We start from the raw sequence: 15,194 nt of genomic DNA, 5'->3' as shown, positions 1-15,194 counted from the left end.
TTAAAATATTCCGTCGGCGGTACTATCGATGATATTAGGTATTGTTTTCGCTAGTCCAACCCCCTTTTAATATAACCCCTTATTCAACTATCCTGCTTCGTTAGTTTAAGTATATTTGTTCACAACTTCCATATATTATTTCTATAAATTCAGTTTACACTGATTTATTTCATTAAATAAATCCTTTTACAACGAAACACCCCTTTAGACAAAAATATCTAAAGGGGTAAAACGGTGCAACTTTTTTATAAACGGTACGACTTTATTTCAAAACCACACTAGTTCTCTTTTTACTCGTTTTATAACCCACATTTCAGTTGTGCTCCACAATTTGTACATGTATTACATCCACCCATGTCTTCAACACTGCCTTTACGACAGACTGGACATGTATCTCCAACTTCAGATCCAATAGTTACATTTGTTTTTTCTAATTCATGAACAGTATCTACCAATACTACTTTTGGTTTTGTTGGTGTGACAACAGTGTCCGTACTGTTATCACTAAACGTATTTTCTTCTGCTTTAAGTGTTAATACTTGAGAATCACGGCTTCCATCAACATAAACAGTTCCACCTTTAGCTCCACCATTATATAACCTGCGATAAACATTTTCTACTTGATCAACCGTATATCCTCGAGGTGCGTTGACTGTTTTTGAAATAGAGCTGTCCACCCAGCGCTGGATAACACATTGTGTATCCGCATGCGCTTCCGGTGCTAATTCCATCGCAGTAATAAACCACTTCGGTAAATTATCTGGATCTTGACCAGGATTATTTTCTAGATACTTTTCAACGATATCAGCTTTCACTTCAATAAACTTACCAAGTCTACCACTTCTGTAGTATGTGAATGAGAAGTATGGCTCTAATCCTGTTGAAACGCCGACCATTGTACCAGTACTCATTTTTGTTACTCTCTATTTTATTCATAGAGGGTGGGATTATCAGTACCCACTCCCCATGTCGCCATGAGGATCAGACTATATCATCAACCATGTTTCTATGTCTATTTCGGTGGCAAGGATGTTCACATAAACTCACTAAATTTGAAAGTTTATTGGCACATTCCCAATCACTGTTAAATTGTCTAAAAGGAATAATATGATGAACAGATAATTCATGACCATATTCCTTTTCAGTTAAACCACAGTCTTGACAAGTATAATTATCTCTAATTCTGGTCTTTTTCCTCTGTGATCTCCAGTTAGGACCATAATAATCAATATCTCCACCTTGCCAGGCTTTGTTATTTTCTCCCGAAAACGCACCGGACTTTGCGTAGTATTCTGCCATGCAGTGACTATCACAAAAATTCCAATTCTTAATTATTGAGGGCTTTCTCTCCAGCTTGCTAGAGCAATTAGTACAATTTATCATAATCCTTTTTCTATATTGCACTTTCCCTCTGGCTCCATTGGCCTTTCCCACACATGATTTTGAACAATATTTTGCAGTGTTTTGTCGAGATATAATAACATTAAATTCTTCGTTACATGTTAGACAAGTTTTTGTAACCTTTTTTACTAGATGCTGATTTATCAGTTTACCATTTTCTCTTAGATAAACCTGCCTACATTCTCGACTACAAAAATTCTTTTCACTTATTGCTGAAGCTTTTCTTATGACTTCTACACTACAACTCAAACATTGGACGGAAATCTTTTTACTTAAATGTTGGAAAGCAATTGGATTTTTTGATTGATATTCACCTTTACATTTTCGGGAACAATACTTTTTTCTATCAAAATGACTGGGTTTAACTTTAATAATAACTCCACAATTTAGACATTCTTTTAACAAAATGTCACCTCATTTATATTTTTTATATAATTCTAAGGTGCACTTTATCATGGTTGCTCGGCGTGTAGTCGTTGAGGGGTCAGCCACGACTTCCCTGCGGATTGTCTCCACCTTTCGATTTTTACTCATTATTTGCGTTGGCAAGACGCGAGTACGAAAGGATACTGAGGGTTTCCCGCATATAGCCAAGTTTTACGCTACGTCTTCACAGACATAGGGGGCAATAACTTTACCCGTTGGTGCAACAGTTAAGAGATGAGAGTTACGAATACCATATTTCACGATATCTTCTCTTATATCTTCTGGCATTTGCTTCATGTATCCTGTATTAATAAAAGCGTTTCTTAATGATTTTGTTTCTGTTTCAGATTCCCCAATAAGAAATGGAAAACTACCTTTTTCTTTCGCTAATTCAATTGAAGTACGATATGCAGTCGTTGCAATGGTTTCAAATATTTGATCGACCAATTCGTTACCTTCTACTGAACCATATTCGGTTTCACAGTAAATCAACAAATCATGTAATCCCATTACACCAAGTCCAACTCGCCGTTCGCCAAGGGCCTGTTTTTTATTTTCTGCTAAGAAATATGGTGTTGCATCGATTACGTTGTCTTGCATCCGTACACCAGTACGAACCGTTTCTGTAAGTTTTTTGAAATTGATTGACTTAGTATCCCGATCAGCCATTTCAGCTAAGTTTACAGCTGCTAAATTACAGACAGAATATGGCGCAAGAGGCTGTTCACCACACGGATTAGTCGCTACAACCTGATCGCCATATGCTTTGGCATTTGTCTTCTCATTTGCATTATCAATGAAGAAGATTCCTGGTTCTGCTGAATATGTCGCACAAACATTAATTAGATTCCATAGTTCTTTTGCTTTAATACGACGATAAACGCGAACACCATAACCCATTTCTTCCCATTTACGGACATCACCGACTTCATGCCAGTTCTCATTGTATTCCTTCATTTGCTCTTTGCTGTACTGTTCAACATCTGGAAAACGAAGATCATACATGTCATCATTATCAATTGCAGCCATCAACTCTTTAGTTAAACAAATCGAGATGTTTGCACCCGTAAGGAATTCTGTATTATGAACGGAATACGTTCCACCAGTATTTAATTTCTCTTGTGCTTCCCTAATTGCTGCTTGTGTGAAGCCACCAAGTCCAGGTATGCTTTGATAATTTACAATCCCCTGGTATAAGTCCTTTTCCGTTTCAGTTAACGGAGTGAACTTTAGCTTTTCTTGTGCAAGTTGTTTAATTTGTTCATCCTCTGTGTTTTCGATTAAATAACGAAGAATTCTTGGGTTTTGCATCTTTGAAATAATAAATTCGATAATATCAGGGTGTGAATCTACTAACATTATCATTTGTGCCAATTTGTTTCACTGATTCGTAAAATCAGTTCTCTAAGTTACCCTAGAGTTCAGACCATATCTTACACTTATTAAGTGTCCTCGCACTTCGAAATCACTTGATTTCTACTCTACTCACTTCCGTCTAAAAGACGTGTTTTCGATGGTCGTTGAACCTTCTCCCATACGGAGCTTGGCTGCTGATTGTCTTTATCCACATGTTGTTTTTAAACATTCACGCTTACCGTTTCCAGTTACGTTGTAGCCAACATGTCATTAAAGAGTTTCCAGCAATTCACGAGGTTTATTTAGAGACGAGGCACTGATACTATTTACCACGTCTTGATCCACCTTGCTCTACCAAATGCGTCAATTTAGCAATATCGTCTAACCATGATACAGATCCTGATGATTTTCCGTTTACACCTCTAGCAAGTGTATTTCGAGGGCGCAACGTCGATCCATTCGTTCCTACTCCCCCACCTCGTGACATAATTTCCATCACTTGTTTTCTGTGATCTGAAATACCTTCACGAGAATCCTTAATATAAGGCATTACGTAACAATTAAAATAAGTAACATCCGTTTCAGCACCAGCACCGTACAGTACCCGTCCAGCCGGAATAAAATTCAGATTTGTGAGTTCCTGATTAAATTTATCGGACCATTCTTGTTGTTTTTCTTCTGTTAGTTCTACGTTGGATAACCCTGTTGCATTGCGTTTTGCGATTTGTTCATAAAATACCTCAAGAGGCTTATCAATTACATCGAGTGAACGCTTTACAACTCCTGTTGCCGCTTCGGTTTCGTTATCTAATACAGACATAAACTCTTTGTCTACTTGAATATCAGCAAGCTTGTCCTGCCAATTAATTGATTTAACAAATCCAACTCCACGTGCTGGGAACTTCGGATCTGCTTTAACCGTTAGAACGACAAAGTCGCCTTCTTTTAATGTCTTTTTCTCGGTATCCTTAAATGCATATCGATCAAGCATTACTAGCCGTGATACACCCTTATGGGTCAATTTCATGTCCCTTGTTATTGGATGTACTTGTGGAAATGATTCAATATCTTTGTTTAACTGTGTAACATCAATCGTCTTGCTTTCTTCAACAGCAATCGACAATATTATCACTCCTTTTGCCTTGAATATATAATTCATTTTCTAATTTATACTTTATCATATTTCATTCGGCGATAACAATATATAGTATAAAAATATAAAAATAAATACCATATATTGTGATTGGAACGAACGATAAGCAAAATGTCAATTATAGAATACCATCAAAAGAAGAGTAATTTGACGAAAACAAAAGATATTCACTAGAGAAAATGCTAATTTAACTTTTTTTCAGTGTTGCAATTTTTTCAACCCTATTATTTATTGTCATAAGTGTCTTTAGCAAAATACAAGTTATGAACTGACACAAAAATTTAATAGAAATACTTTGATAAATTAAGCCAACGACAATATAATGGTATAAGTAGTAATAGAGAAAAATGGGGGATAAAAAATGGAATTACAAATGATAATATTAATTGCATTAACAGTGGCTCTTATTGTGTATGCTGTATTGCGACTTTTAAACCAGCGAAAGTATTTAAAAACGTTGACAGAAGATCAGTTCAGAGAAGGATATCGGAAAGCACAGCTAATAGATGTGAGAGAGCCACAAGAATTTAAAAAAGGTCATATACTTGGCGCTCGTAATATACCTGTTACACAAATGAAGCAAAGATTGGTTGAAATTAGAAAGGATAAACCTGTTTATCTTTATTGTCAAAGTGGATCAAGATCTGCTAGAGCAGCACAATTACTTCATAAAAAAGGATATCTGGATTTAAATCAGCTAAAAGGCGGATTTAAACGTTGGACTGGAAAAGTTAAATTTTAATAAATATAGAAGTACTCAAACACACTAATTAGCGCTGCAACCCGCAGTGCTTTTTATATTTAGATAATGATATAGGAACAGAACCATTATCCTACTAATCTATCTCTTTTCTTTTTTGGCCAAATAAAATCACTAACCACACCTAAAAAATCAATACCCAATACAATCGTCCAAAACTTTATAAAGTTGGCCAATACCTCGGTTCTGGATGAGTCATTGAACCATTTCCATTTAAAACAATTTTCAAGTCTTGGATATAAATAAATTCTAAAGGCAATATGTCGCTCAGTTTGCTTATCCTCCACCCATATATCGGATGTGCTCCGTACCGTTGACGCCTTTTTCAAAATATCTGCAACCACTCATACGCTTTTGAGTGTCCCAATATAGAGAAAATCGACTATTCCTATCCAAAAATGTTATGTAATTTTTCACCTTTTCTTTGACAGTAAAGTCCATTTTTTATTATAAGGACTCACTTCAACTTCCTTATTCTGTTCCTCCCTTAATAACAATTCTTTGAAATATCATTCCTTACTCTTAAAAAAATTGGTGGAAATCAATATAATTATCCCAATTACAATCAAAGGAATTGAAAGTGAAGCATAGGATACGGAAACATCTGTAGTTCCAAATGCAAATCCAGCAGCGAATAGGAATATTCCGATATAATAAGTTACCTTACTTGTTTTAGTATGCTTTCTCATAAAGCCTCCTGCGTTTATTAATTTTCCACTTTACTTTAATTAAGATTGAGATCTTCTTTTATAATTGAATACATATATAAATCATCGAATTTACCACAAGTAAATTCATAATGCCTTAATAAGCCCTCTCTTCTGAAACCTTGCCTTTCTACTAACTTTTGTGATGGAAGATTAGTAGGTTCAATTAGAGCCTCAATTCTTTCCAACTGAAAGTGATGGTAACCATACTGAACAACTGCTTCTAAAGCTTCACTAGCTATCCCTTTTCCCCAGTAATCTTTACTTAATTCATAACCAACTTCAGCTCGATAATGTTTGGTATGGATATTAAGAAAACCACAACTCCCAATAACCTTATCAGAATTTTTCAGGGTAATTCCCCATCTAATTCCTGTACCTTCTTCGTATATAGATTTATACCATCCAATTTCATCCCATACGTCTTTTACTGTTTGGCAAGGCGCTAGCCCCATAGGTTTCACAACATCTTTATCAGATAGATACACAATCATATCATCAGCATCCTCTGTTATTATTTTTCTTAGGATTAATCTTACTGTTTCAATTATAGGGAATTCTTTTTTCAATTGGTTTTCCTCCTTTCAAACTGGATTACTGGAATATGAAGCAAAAGAAAATAAGTTTCTCATATTCAGGGACTGTCCTTGCCGTGAAAATTCGGGACAGGGAAAGAAGTGATAAAAATCTTCACTTTTCGTTTAATAATATATTTTTTCACTCTATTCTTCAAGATCTTTTAACTTCTTACTACCAAAATACGGATTAAGAAGACATTGGCCCAGTCACCATACATACCACGAAGTTTTTAATAAAAATGGAAATGACCACTTTTAAACTGAATAATCTTATTCATATAAATGAATATTGTCAGTATGTAACCAAAAACTAAACCTATTAATAACTTCTCAATGGTTCCTATTTGATTCATTTCGAGTATAAGCGGAGATGTAATTCTAGAAGACGAAAATAGACTCACTCAAACTGAATTGCGTTTGGAGAAGAAAGAAACAAACAGATTTAAATACTGCAAAACACAAAAGCCTGGCTTAATCTGTAATAAAAAGTATAAACTATAAATAACAACTGGAGTGACTTTTAAAAAGGCACTCCAGTTATTATTTATATTCTTTAAGGGTTGCTCAACTTTCTTACGTCAATATTACGCGTCTTGAAATCTAAATATTTCTGAGGAGCAAGCAATTCAAGGTGCTTTTTCCCATTACTCGAAAAGACGGATAAAGCTGTTACCCAGTAGACGCGGTATCCGACGATTTTATAGGTGTAATCCTCTCTCCCTTAAAAGGTATAACTTCTATAATATAAGTTAAGGCGTAAAAAAGGATCTAGCAGCTAATTAAGCTGCTAGATCTTATTGGGGTGGTGAAAAATAGGAGTGTTAAACCTTTTTTAACTTCTAATAATTTCTAGTAAGATAATTTTCCGGTTAAATCTTATACAGATTTAGATTCTTTATCTAACCCTTTTTCATCTGCTTGATACACCATTACTTCTGTGAAATGATCCGGTTTGATCGCTGCTTTGATTTTCATCGCTGCGTAATAGGCGATGAGGGAAGCGAATAATGATTGGACGGCCGGAATCCCGAATGTATTTACATACTGAGTCAAATACCCCACGGATATTCCTACTACAAGTGCGATTGTCGCCATCCAGTTCCATCCTTTATTATCCTCCCACTGCTGCTTGCGAATCAAGAAGAAGTCGGCCATCATTACACCTGCAATTGCCGGATAAATTAAGGCAGTCATATAAAGAAAATCCATGAAGTAATCTAGTATTCCAGCCAAGGCGATAATAATCGCAATTATTGTCCCAATGAAAGTTAAAATTGCACGACCTTTGTTCGAGTTAACATTAAAGATGTTAGCCATGGCAAGCCCCATGCTGTAGTTATTAACGAGCTGGCTTGTCCATGTTGCAAACCATAAGATCAAGAATCCCCAGACCGGGAATCCTAAATTCATCATAACATTTACAATATCTGCATCACCCACTCCAACAGACATGATAGCCCCTACATAAAACAAAGGAAATCCTACTGCAATAATACCTAATGGAATTAATACATTATCCTTCACTTTAGGTTTTGCATACCGTGTGTAATCAGACGCGATAACCCATTGGGAAACGTTAATTCCGATTACAAGGCTAAGCGCCGCAAGAAAGGTCATGGAGGGTTCAGGTCTCCACGCCATAATCGTGTCAAAACCTGTATTTTGTAACGAATAGAAAATACCGCCTACAATTAGCAGGAGTCCTGCCGGAACAGCTACATAATCCGTCCATTTCATCGATCCATATCCAATTATTGAAGGAATCGCGAATAGCAGGCCAACAACGATTGTCACAATCGCCCATGGAATTATTTCGTTTTCGTAATTAATGCCCAACATAACGGAGATAGCGTTTCCTGCCACCGCAGTTTGGAGAGCCCACCAGCCAAGGGAAACAACAAAAATAGTCATCCCTACAATAAATCTCGCCTGATCTGCTCCAAAGCTTGTTCTAGCAATAACGGACGAAGATCGGCCTGTTTTTGCACCAATATAACCTGCAACAGCGTTTCCAATCCACTGAATAACAAACAGTGATACAAGTAATATCCAAAAAATTTCAGACAAGCCGAACGCTCCTGCAAGCGTAGCTCCCACCATCAATACCGGTATCGTAAATTCTAAACCTCCAAATATCATCGCTGGTGCTAACCAATGCTGACGTTTACTGGATGGAATAGCAGACAATGCTTCATCTTTTCCTACTGACTTTGTAACTTTTTGTTTTCCCATTTTCTCATCCTCCTTTATATAATAGATTCTCAGCATTCACCGAGTCATGTGTTTCAAGGATTTTCTTGAGCTGTTACTTTTTTCTCCTACACTTAGTAAGAAGACTTTTATATTTATTAATACTTAGAAATTGCAATTCTCGGTCTGCAAAGTGATGCGTTCGAACCTAAAATCATGAAGAGTACACTGATGCTTAGCATGCTGATCAAAAAGATGAACTAGCATTTCTTAAAAGTCTTATCCTTTAAAAAATAAGTAGTTATTAGGGTTTCTTTGGCATACCCCTTTGAAAAAGGCTTCTACTTGTTAAATTAAACATAGTTCCTAGTAAATATTTGACAATCAGAGCAATCATTGTTTGGTAATCGAGAGTGTTTTTGCATTTACGCTCCCGAAAGACAACTTAGAAATTTACCCGACTAAAACAAAGACAAGTTCGCAATTTTCATCGCCGTCATTTACAGCAATATGTTCTTCGCCTTTTGGAATAAAAGTAGATTGGCCTGCAGAAACGCGATATTGCTCTCCTTTAATCTCTGTCAGTAGCGATCCCCTAACAATGATTGAGTATTCGTTTTCTTCGTGATTGGATACTCCTTTAAGAGGTACTCTTTCACCTGGATAAATAGTTACGGTTCCGACTTTTACCGCAAAATCTTGTTGCTGTTCTTTAAAAATGGTATACATCGAATATGCTTGATTTCCTTCTGATTCAAGTTCTGTAAGGTTAATAATATCCATTGTCACATTTCCCTCCCTACTAGACCGTCGACTTTAAAGGTTTCGGTATTAACAATGACTCCAAATACCCTTTTTGCTTGCTCAACGGTAACGTACCCGTTCTTCACATCTTTTGCCACTTGACCAGATGGACGTTTTAAAGGATTGCCATAACCTCCACCTGTAGCTGTCATCAGTTTGACGACATCGCCTTTATTGAGCGGATAGCGCGGATAAATTCCGAATGGTCCATCCGTTTCGCCATTCGTTTTTTCAATAAGAAACTCGTTTGGGGAACCTTCGTCTCCTCCATTTAAGCCCCATGGAAAGTATTTGTTTCTACCGAAAGTCGCTGATACCATCTGATTGTCAGTCATCGCTCTATAGGATCGCGTCACGCCAGCACCACCGATATATTCTCCGGCGCCGGCCCCATCTGTCCGTAAGCTGTACTCATCAATCATAACACCGTAGCGTGTTTCAGCCACTTCGACTGGAACGTTGTATGTTTCACCATCACCGATACAGAACTGCCCTCTTGCGCCGTCTTGACCTTTTGCAGCCCCCCACCCGCCTGCAGAAGGTTCAACAATTAAAAATGGTTCATTTGATTCGTGATGATTTCCCGATAAAGTCACTGCACAAACGGACAATAATTGACCTGCGGACAAGCGATCCGGCAAGTGAGGTGCCAATGCCTGCCAAACTACATCTGCTCCACCTTGCATACTTTCCCAGTATATAGATACAGGTGCTGGCCTTTCAGCTGCAAGAATAGATTTTGAGTCAGTAATGACTTCGAGTGGTCTGAATACACCATCGTTGACATCTTGGGATGGATTCGTTGCTGCAAGGAAAACGGTACGGACAGCCGAAACAAGACCCGTATAGGTACAGTTAACTGGACCTAGTACTTGGGGATGACTGCCACGGAAGTCGCAAATAAATTTATCTTCAGTAATCGTGACTTTTACTTGAACATTAAAAGGTCCATTCCCAAAGCCATCGTCATCAATAAAATCGTTAGCAAAGAATTCGCCTTTCGGAAGCTTCGCCAATTCCCTTCTCGCCATTTGTTCACCGTGATCCAAATGATGATCGATTGACGCTTGCACAACTACTGCGCCATTTTTTTCACAAAGTTCTTTCACACGTTTCTCGCCTGTCCGAAGTGCGGCCACTTGTGCCCACAAGTCTCCAATGGACAACTCGGGGAAACGGACATTGGACTTAATAATGTCAAGTACCGCATCGTTCAGTTTACCTTCGTTAAATAATTTAACACAAGGAAACTGTAGTCCTTCTTGGTAAATCTCTGTCGCGTCATTGCTAAATGAACCTGGGTCTTTTCCACCTACGTCCGTCCAATGGGCTTTGTTTGCGGAAAAGGCAATAATTTTTCCTTCATAGAAGATTGGCATAACTAAACCGACATCAGACAAGTGAGAGCCGCCACCCACATACGAATCATTAATGATAATGATGTCGCCTTCTTTTAATTCATTTTCACCGAACTTGTTAAGTGTTTCTTTGACCATGAATGTCAACATTCCAATAAACCCAGTTACGCCATTTCCTTGTGTCAGTAACTGGCCTTTGGAATCGGTCAGCCCACTCGCATAATCCAATACTTCATAAATAATCGGGCTCATAGACGTCCTTGCCAATGCATGGAACATCTCATCACCAATAGCAATCACTGAATCTTTTACAATCTCCTTTGTAAACGGATCGACTTTTACTTTGCTCGAAACTGACATCTCATCGCACCTCCGTCTCAATAATTAAATTTCCATAGGCATCAACCGTTAGCGTCTGGTTTGAATAGAATACAGTTGTCGCTGTTGATTCTTCAACAATCGCCGGCCCTTGGATCACCATACCCGGCGCCAGCAAATCACGATGATAAACGTTCGTGTCTACCCATCCTTCGTCTTCATAAAATACCTTGCGTGTTTCTTTCAATGCTGAATCCAGATCACTATTAATAGCTACCCATTTTTGAAGTTCTGGTTTTTGAATAGAGCCTAATGCAGTTAAATGCAGATTAACAATTTCCGTCTGCGCATCTAACAGATTGAACGTGAAGTTCTGTTCGTGCATTTCATGAAATAATTCAATCAAGTCATGGATTGTTTCCCCAGTTACCTCACCGTTTGCGAGTGGCACTTTCACCGTATGTTCTTGTCCTGAGTATCGCATATCGACAAATCGGTTAAAGACAATTTCTTCTTTGCTGATGTTTTCTTCTTGGTATTGACTCACTGCCTGGTTTTCGAGTTTAATCCATTCATTGTTAAGTTCTTGAAGATTGACAGCCTGCAAACGATTAATATAGGTTTGGATGTAATCATGACGCAAGTCCGTCATTAGCATTCCCCATGCGGAAAATACTGAAGACGCAATTGGCACGACAATTTTCTTAACACCTAGATCTCTTGCTAGCGCTGGCGCATGCATCGATCCGCCGCCTCCAAATGCGATGAGTGTAAAATCTCTCGGGTCATAACCTTTTCGTACTGAAATAAGTTTAAGCGCATTCAACATATTCGCATTGGCAATCCTAATGATTCCGAGCGCACCTTCTTCTTCGGACATATTATATACTTTCGCTACTTTTTCATAAATTGCATTTTTCACCGATTCCAGATCTACTTGATAATCAAAGTTTTCTGGAGACAGACGTCCTGTAAGCAAGTTCGCATCGGTCGTTGTCGGTTCTGTTCCCCCCTGGCCATAAGCAACAGGACCAGGAACAGCACCTGCTGAATGAGGTCCCACTTTCAATGAGCCGCCATCGTCAATCCACGCAATCGAACCACCTCCATTGCCGATTTCCACGATATCAGCCACTGGCGTTTTTATAGGGTACCCCGCGTTGAAAGCGTCTTTTTCGATGTAATAATCTGTGGAAACTTTTACTTCTCCGTTGCTGATCAATGAACATTTTGCAGTGGTTCCACCAATGTCAAACGCGATGACATTTTTTTCACCAATGATTTCACCAAGGAATGCTGCCCCATAAATTCCTGCAACCGGTCCAGATTCGACCATATTGATTGGTGTCTTTTTCGCCTGTTCAAATGTCGTTGTTCCCCCGTTGGACTGCATAATATAATTAAAGCTATCCGCTTTATTTTCAATCAGTTTGTCATTGAGGTTATTAACATACGTAGATGCAATTGGCTTAATATAGGAGTTCAATACGGCCGTGTTGGTTCGCTCATATTCGCGCCATTCTTTTGTCACTTCATAAGAAGCCGTAACAGAAACTTCTGGCCATAGCTCATTGATAAGCTTGACTGTCTGCTGTTCATGCGTTGAATTTTTATAAGCGTGAAGAAAAGAAACAGCAATCGCTTCAACGTTTTCTTTTTTAAAGTAATCAATCAGTTCTTTAATCTGTTCTTTATTGATAGGCGTCACGACTTCTCCTTTTTGGTTCAGTCGTTCTTCTACTTCCTGTCGCAAATGACGCTCGACAAACGGAGTCGGCTTTTTATAGCGTACATTGAACAGATCAGGACGGTTTCCTCGAGCAATTTCCAGTACATCCCGAAAACCTTTTGTTGTGACTAATGCGGTTTTTACGCCTTTGCGCTCAGTCAATGCATTGATGATTACCGTGGTTCCATGAATGAATGTTTCGATAGCCTTCTGGTCAATGCCACTTTTTTCAATAACATCGATAACTCCTTGTTCAAAGTTCGGAGGCGTCGTATGACTTTTTGCAACACTCACTTTCCCTTTGTCATCCACAAACACTAGATCTGTAAACGTTCCTCCAATATCGGTTGCTACTCTCATCAACTATCGACCTTCTTTCGTATGATTTAAAATATCACAGGTGTCAGCACACTAAGAATGAGGGTTTCCTCATCCAAAGGATTTTCCCAAGAATGGGGAACTTCTGATGGATAATGAATAGAACCACCTTCCCTGACAAAATACTCTTTTCCATTTACGGTAAATAATACAGCTCCCTTTAATACATAATAAAACTCTTCTCCTGGATGGTTTGAAGTCTGATTCCGGATTTGCTTAGGTACAAGTTTCACCAATAACGGCTCCAAAGACCTACCTCCAAATTCCCCGTTCAACCGCGTATAGGTGGTTGAGGAACCTTCAAGCTGAAATGGTTTCCTATCCTCGGCTTGCAGCATATAATTATGATTTGTTTCCGAATTAAAAAAAAATGTAATTGGAACATCAAATGCATCCGCAATTTTCTTCAACGAAGTAATTGCGAGTGAAGACGACCCCCTCTCAATTTGAGACAAAAAACTAACGGACAACTCCGTTTTCTCACTAAGATTTTTCAATGTAAATCCTTGTTCAACACGTAATCTTTTAATCTTTTGATAAATACCATCCATTTTCAAATACCTTCCCTTTTCTAAAATCCAGTGCGACAGTAAAAATTATAGTTTAAGCAAACTTTTTATTATTGTAACATAAAATTTTTTAAACTAATAGAATATTTTTTATATTAATTAATTTTATAATTGCTAATTTCCTACAGAGTTCCGATAATAAAAAATTAACAACCTTGCTAATAGAGGATCTAATACACCAGGAACTGATGGGAAAACCATTGTAGACATATTTTCAATCCACTTCCGCCTGACTATCTTCGGACGATAGTTTTCTAGTTTGTTTTGAATTTCGGTCACAAATTCTTCTTCGCACAACGTTTTTAGCGTTATTAATACATATAGAGAAAGAAAATAATAGGATTAATTTAGTCTAGACGTGGATAAATGAATGCTTGAACCGTATGTGCTAAAAGGCACACATGCGGTTCATAGGGAGGGAAAGGGATATTAATATCCCTGACCTTTCTGACAAAAGCTCGTCTGCATATGACGGTCTAATTTTTCCTCAATCATTGTATAGATATGCTCAAGTTCCTTCCGATTAGTGGCCATAACGGCAATATAATCGTATATATCTCTATAGAAAAACTTTTTAATCGTCTAATAGAGCAGCTTTAAACAAATCATACTTTTGCTTGCGAAATGTCTTGTAAGCGCCCTGTATAGAAATAACCACTTTTAAACTGAATAATCGTAGCAGAGAGATTTATAACTTTACATTGAGGATCTTGACTTTGGAAGAATTTATCGAAGTCTTTACCTGGGCGCAGTTGGGGATACATCATAAACCTTGTGGATTCTTAATATTAATCAATAATTACGATCCACTCGTATCTCTATTTAATCATATGGCGGAGCAGCATTTTTCATATGAAAAATACCATACGGGCTCTTGTTTATTCCCTCCCGCAATAAATTTAATAAAGAAATTTTATAATTATCACCACCAGCTATAAGAACTTATAATACTAAAGATCAAACATAGGCAGTTCCTATGTTTGATCTTTGCAGTTCTAGGTTCATGCCCTTTCATTTTATAAGATCGATAACATTTACAATGAGTCCAATTACACCACCGACTGCAAGTATGATTGGGAAAAATGATACACTTGATATTGGGTCTTCAGCCATTAACCCATATACTCCAAAAAAGCAGATAATCAGGCTCCCAATTAACCCAATAATCACTCTTATGCTTTTATTCATTTCAAACACCTCCAGGAAGTCTTAAGATACCCGAGACCATTGTTAATGAAAATTACCTTTTACTATATAAACAACCAAAAAGCGCCTTTCCTCCTATTAAAGAATAATACCAACGTCCACTTTGCCACCTCTGTATTTTATTTCTGTCACAAACATCAATATGCTTCAAGGTTATTGTTTATACAAAATAGACATTAACCGAATACCCAATGCAATGAAAAACAAAAAAATAGAGCCTAACTCATAAGCGAAGTTAGACTCTAATTGTGTTTCTATTTT

12 protein-coding genes and 3 pseudogenes are annotated in these 15,194 nt (G+C 37.6%); 2 read left to right on the top strand and 13 right to left on the bottom strand.

Annotation, left to right across the window (positions count from 1 at the left end; all coding sequences use genetic code 11):
• Nucleotides 1–299 precede the first annotated feature (299 nt).
• The 4 genes and pseudogenes from CFK40_RS09690 to CFK40_RS09675 form a co-directional block, all read right to left on the bottom strand.
• Nucleotides 300–908: pseudogene (locus tag CFK40_RS09690) on the bottom strand (hypothetical protein); the annotation flags it as partial.
• Between the two features lie 73 nt (nt 909–981).
• Nucleotides 982–1,806: an HNH endonuclease gene (locus tag CFK40_RS21305; protein ID WP_227001906.1), complete on the bottom strand. Its 825-nt coding sequence runs from the start codon at nt 1,804–1,806 to the stop codon at nt 982–984.
• A 231-nt stretch (nt 1,807–2,037) separates the two neighbouring features.
• Nucleotides 2,038–3,198 (bottom strand): annotated as a pseudogene (locus CFK40_RS09680) (vitamin B12-dependent ribonucleotide reductase); the annotation flags it as partial.
• 313 nt (nt 3,199–3,511) lie between these two features.
• Nucleotides 3,512–4,342, bottom strand: a pseudogene (locus tag CFK40_RS09675) (ribonucleotide reductase N-terminal alpha domain-containing protein); the annotation flags it as partial.
• 367 nt (nt 4,343–4,709) lie between these two features.
• On the opposite strand from CFK40_RS09675, the gene CFK40_RS09670 reads away from it, so the two are divergent.
• On the top strand, nt 4,710–5,078 hold the full coding sequence (locus CFK40_RS09670) for a rhodanese-like domain-containing protein (RefSeq protein ID WP_089534346.1): 369 nt from the start codon (nt 4,710–4,712) through the stop codon (nt 5,076–5,078).
• A gap of 86 nt (nt 5,079–5,164) precedes the next feature.
• On the opposite strand, the gene CFK40_RS09665 is transcribed toward CFK40_RS09670, so the two are convergent.
• The 8 genes from CFK40_RS09665 to CFK40_RS09630 form a co-directional block, all read right to left on the bottom strand.
• Nucleotides 5,165–5,425 carry a hypothetical protein gene (locus CFK40_RS09665; protein ID WP_089532114.1) on the bottom strand — a complete coding sequence of 87 codons (261 nt, stop codon included), beginning with the start codon at nt 5,423–5,425 and terminating at the stop codon, nt 5,165–5,167.
• A gap of 180 nt (nt 5,426–5,605) precedes the next feature.
• On the bottom strand, nt 5,606–5,785 hold the full coding sequence (locus CFK40_RS09660; protein ID WP_089532113.1) for a hypothetical protein: 180 nt from the start codon (nt 5,783–5,785) through the stop codon (nt 5,606–5,608).
• A 35-nt stretch (nt 5,786–5,820) separates the two neighbouring features.
• On the bottom strand, nt 5,821–6,372 hold the full coding sequence (locus CFK40_RS09655) for a GNAT family N-acetyltransferase (RefSeq protein WP_089532112.1): 552 nt from the start codon (nt 6,370–6,372) through the stop codon (nt 5,821–5,823).
• 885 nt (nt 6,373–7,257) lie between these two features.
• Nucleotides 7,258–8,613, bottom strand: a complete 1,356-nt coding sequence (locus tag CFK40_RS09650) for a purine-cytosine permease family protein (RefSeq protein ID WP_089532111.1) — start codon at nt 8,611–8,613, stop codon at nt 7,258–7,260.
• A gap of 411 nt (nt 8,614–9,024) precedes the next feature.
• Nucleotides 9,025–9,354, bottom strand: a complete 330-nt coding sequence (locus CFK40_RS09645) for a cupin domain-containing protein (RefSeq protein WP_089532110.1) — start codon at nt 9,352–9,354, stop codon at nt 9,025–9,027.
• A gap of 2 nt (nt 9,355–9,356) precedes the next feature.
• The gene (locus CFK40_RS09640) at nt 9,357–11,093 is read right to left on the bottom strand and encodes a hydantoinase B/oxoprolinase family protein (RefSeq protein ID WP_089532109.1); all 1,737 of its coding nucleotides are present in this window, start codon (nt 11,091–11,093) and stop codon (nt 9,357–9,359) included.
• Nucleotide 11,094: 1 nt separating this feature from the next.
• Nucleotides 11,095–13,140, bottom strand: a complete 2,046-nt coding sequence (locus tag CFK40_RS09635; RefSeq protein ID WP_089532108.1) for a hydantoinase/oxoprolinase family protein — start codon at nt 13,138–13,140, stop codon at nt 11,095–11,097.
• A 26-nt stretch (nt 13,141–13,166) separates the two neighbouring features.
• Nucleotides 13,167–13,709: a helix-turn-helix domain-containing protein gene (locus CFK40_RS09630; protein WP_089532107.1), complete on the bottom strand. Its 543-nt coding sequence runs from the start codon at nt 13,707–13,709 to the stop codon at nt 13,167–13,169.
• Nucleotides 13,710–14,428: 719 nt separating this feature from the next.
• Here CFK40_RS09630 and CFK40_RS09625 point away from each other — a divergent pair.
• A complete protein-coding gene (locus CFK40_RS09625; protein ID WP_319418042.1) occupies nt 14,429–14,665 on the top strand; it encodes an LOG family protein in 237 nt (78 codons plus the stop codon).
• Nucleotides 14,666–14,738: 73 nt separating this feature from the next.
• Here the strand turns inward: CFK40_RS09625 and CFK40_RS20965 are convergent, their stop codons facing one another.
• Complete coding sequence (locus tag CFK40_RS20965; RefSeq protein ID WP_161493849.1) at nt 14,739–14,915, bottom strand: hypothetical protein; 177 nt, start codon at nt 14,913–14,915, stop codon at nt 14,739–14,741.
• Between the last annotated feature and the right edge of the window lie 279 nt (nt 14,916–15,194).

This window comes from Virgibacillus necropolis (genome assembly GCF_002224365.1).
GTDB lineage: Bacteria > Bacillota > Bacilli > Bacillales > Amphibacillaceae > Virgibacillus_F > Virgibacillus_F necropolis.
The sequence above is the reverse complement of the archived record's forward strand: the minus strand, read 5'-3'. Positions and strand labels throughout refer to the sequence as shown.

What these genes read in the sequence shown, in the direction of transcription:
- CFK40_RS09650 (WP_089532111.1), bottom strand. Translation starts at nt 8,613, where the DNA reads ATGGGAAAACAAAAAGTTACAAAGTCAGTAGGAAAAGATGAAGCATTG.
- CFK40_RS09640 (WP_089532109.1), bottom strand. Translation starts at nt 11,093, where the DNA reads ATGTCAGTTTCGAGCAAAGTAAAAGTCGATCCGTTTACAAAGGAGATT.
- CFK40_RS09630 (WP_089532107.1), bottom strand. Translation starts at nt 13,709, where the DNA reads ATGGATGGTATTTATCAAAAGATTAAAAGATTACGTGTTGAACAAGGA.
- CFK40_RS09645 (WP_089532110.1), bottom strand. Translation starts at nt 9,354, where the DNA reads ATGGATATTATTAACCTTACAGAACTTGAATCAGAAGGAAATCAAGCA.
- CFK40_RS09635 (WP_089532108.1), bottom strand. Translation starts at nt 13,140, where the DNA reads ATGAGAGTAGCAACCGATATTGGAGGAACGTTTACAGATCTAGTGTTT.
- CFK40_RS20965 (WP_161493849.1), bottom strand. Translation starts at nt 14,915, where the DNA reads ATGAATAAAAGCATAAGAGTGATTATTGGGTTAATTGGGAGCCTGATT.
- CFK40_RS09660 (WP_089532113.1), bottom strand. Translation starts at nt 5,785, where the DNA reads ATGAGAAAGCATACTAAAACAAGTAAGGTAACTTATTATATCGGAATA.
- CFK40_RS09670 (WP_089534346.1), top strand. Translation starts at nt 4,710, where the DNA reads ATGATAATATTAATTGCATTAACAGTGGCTCTTATTGTGTATGCTGTA.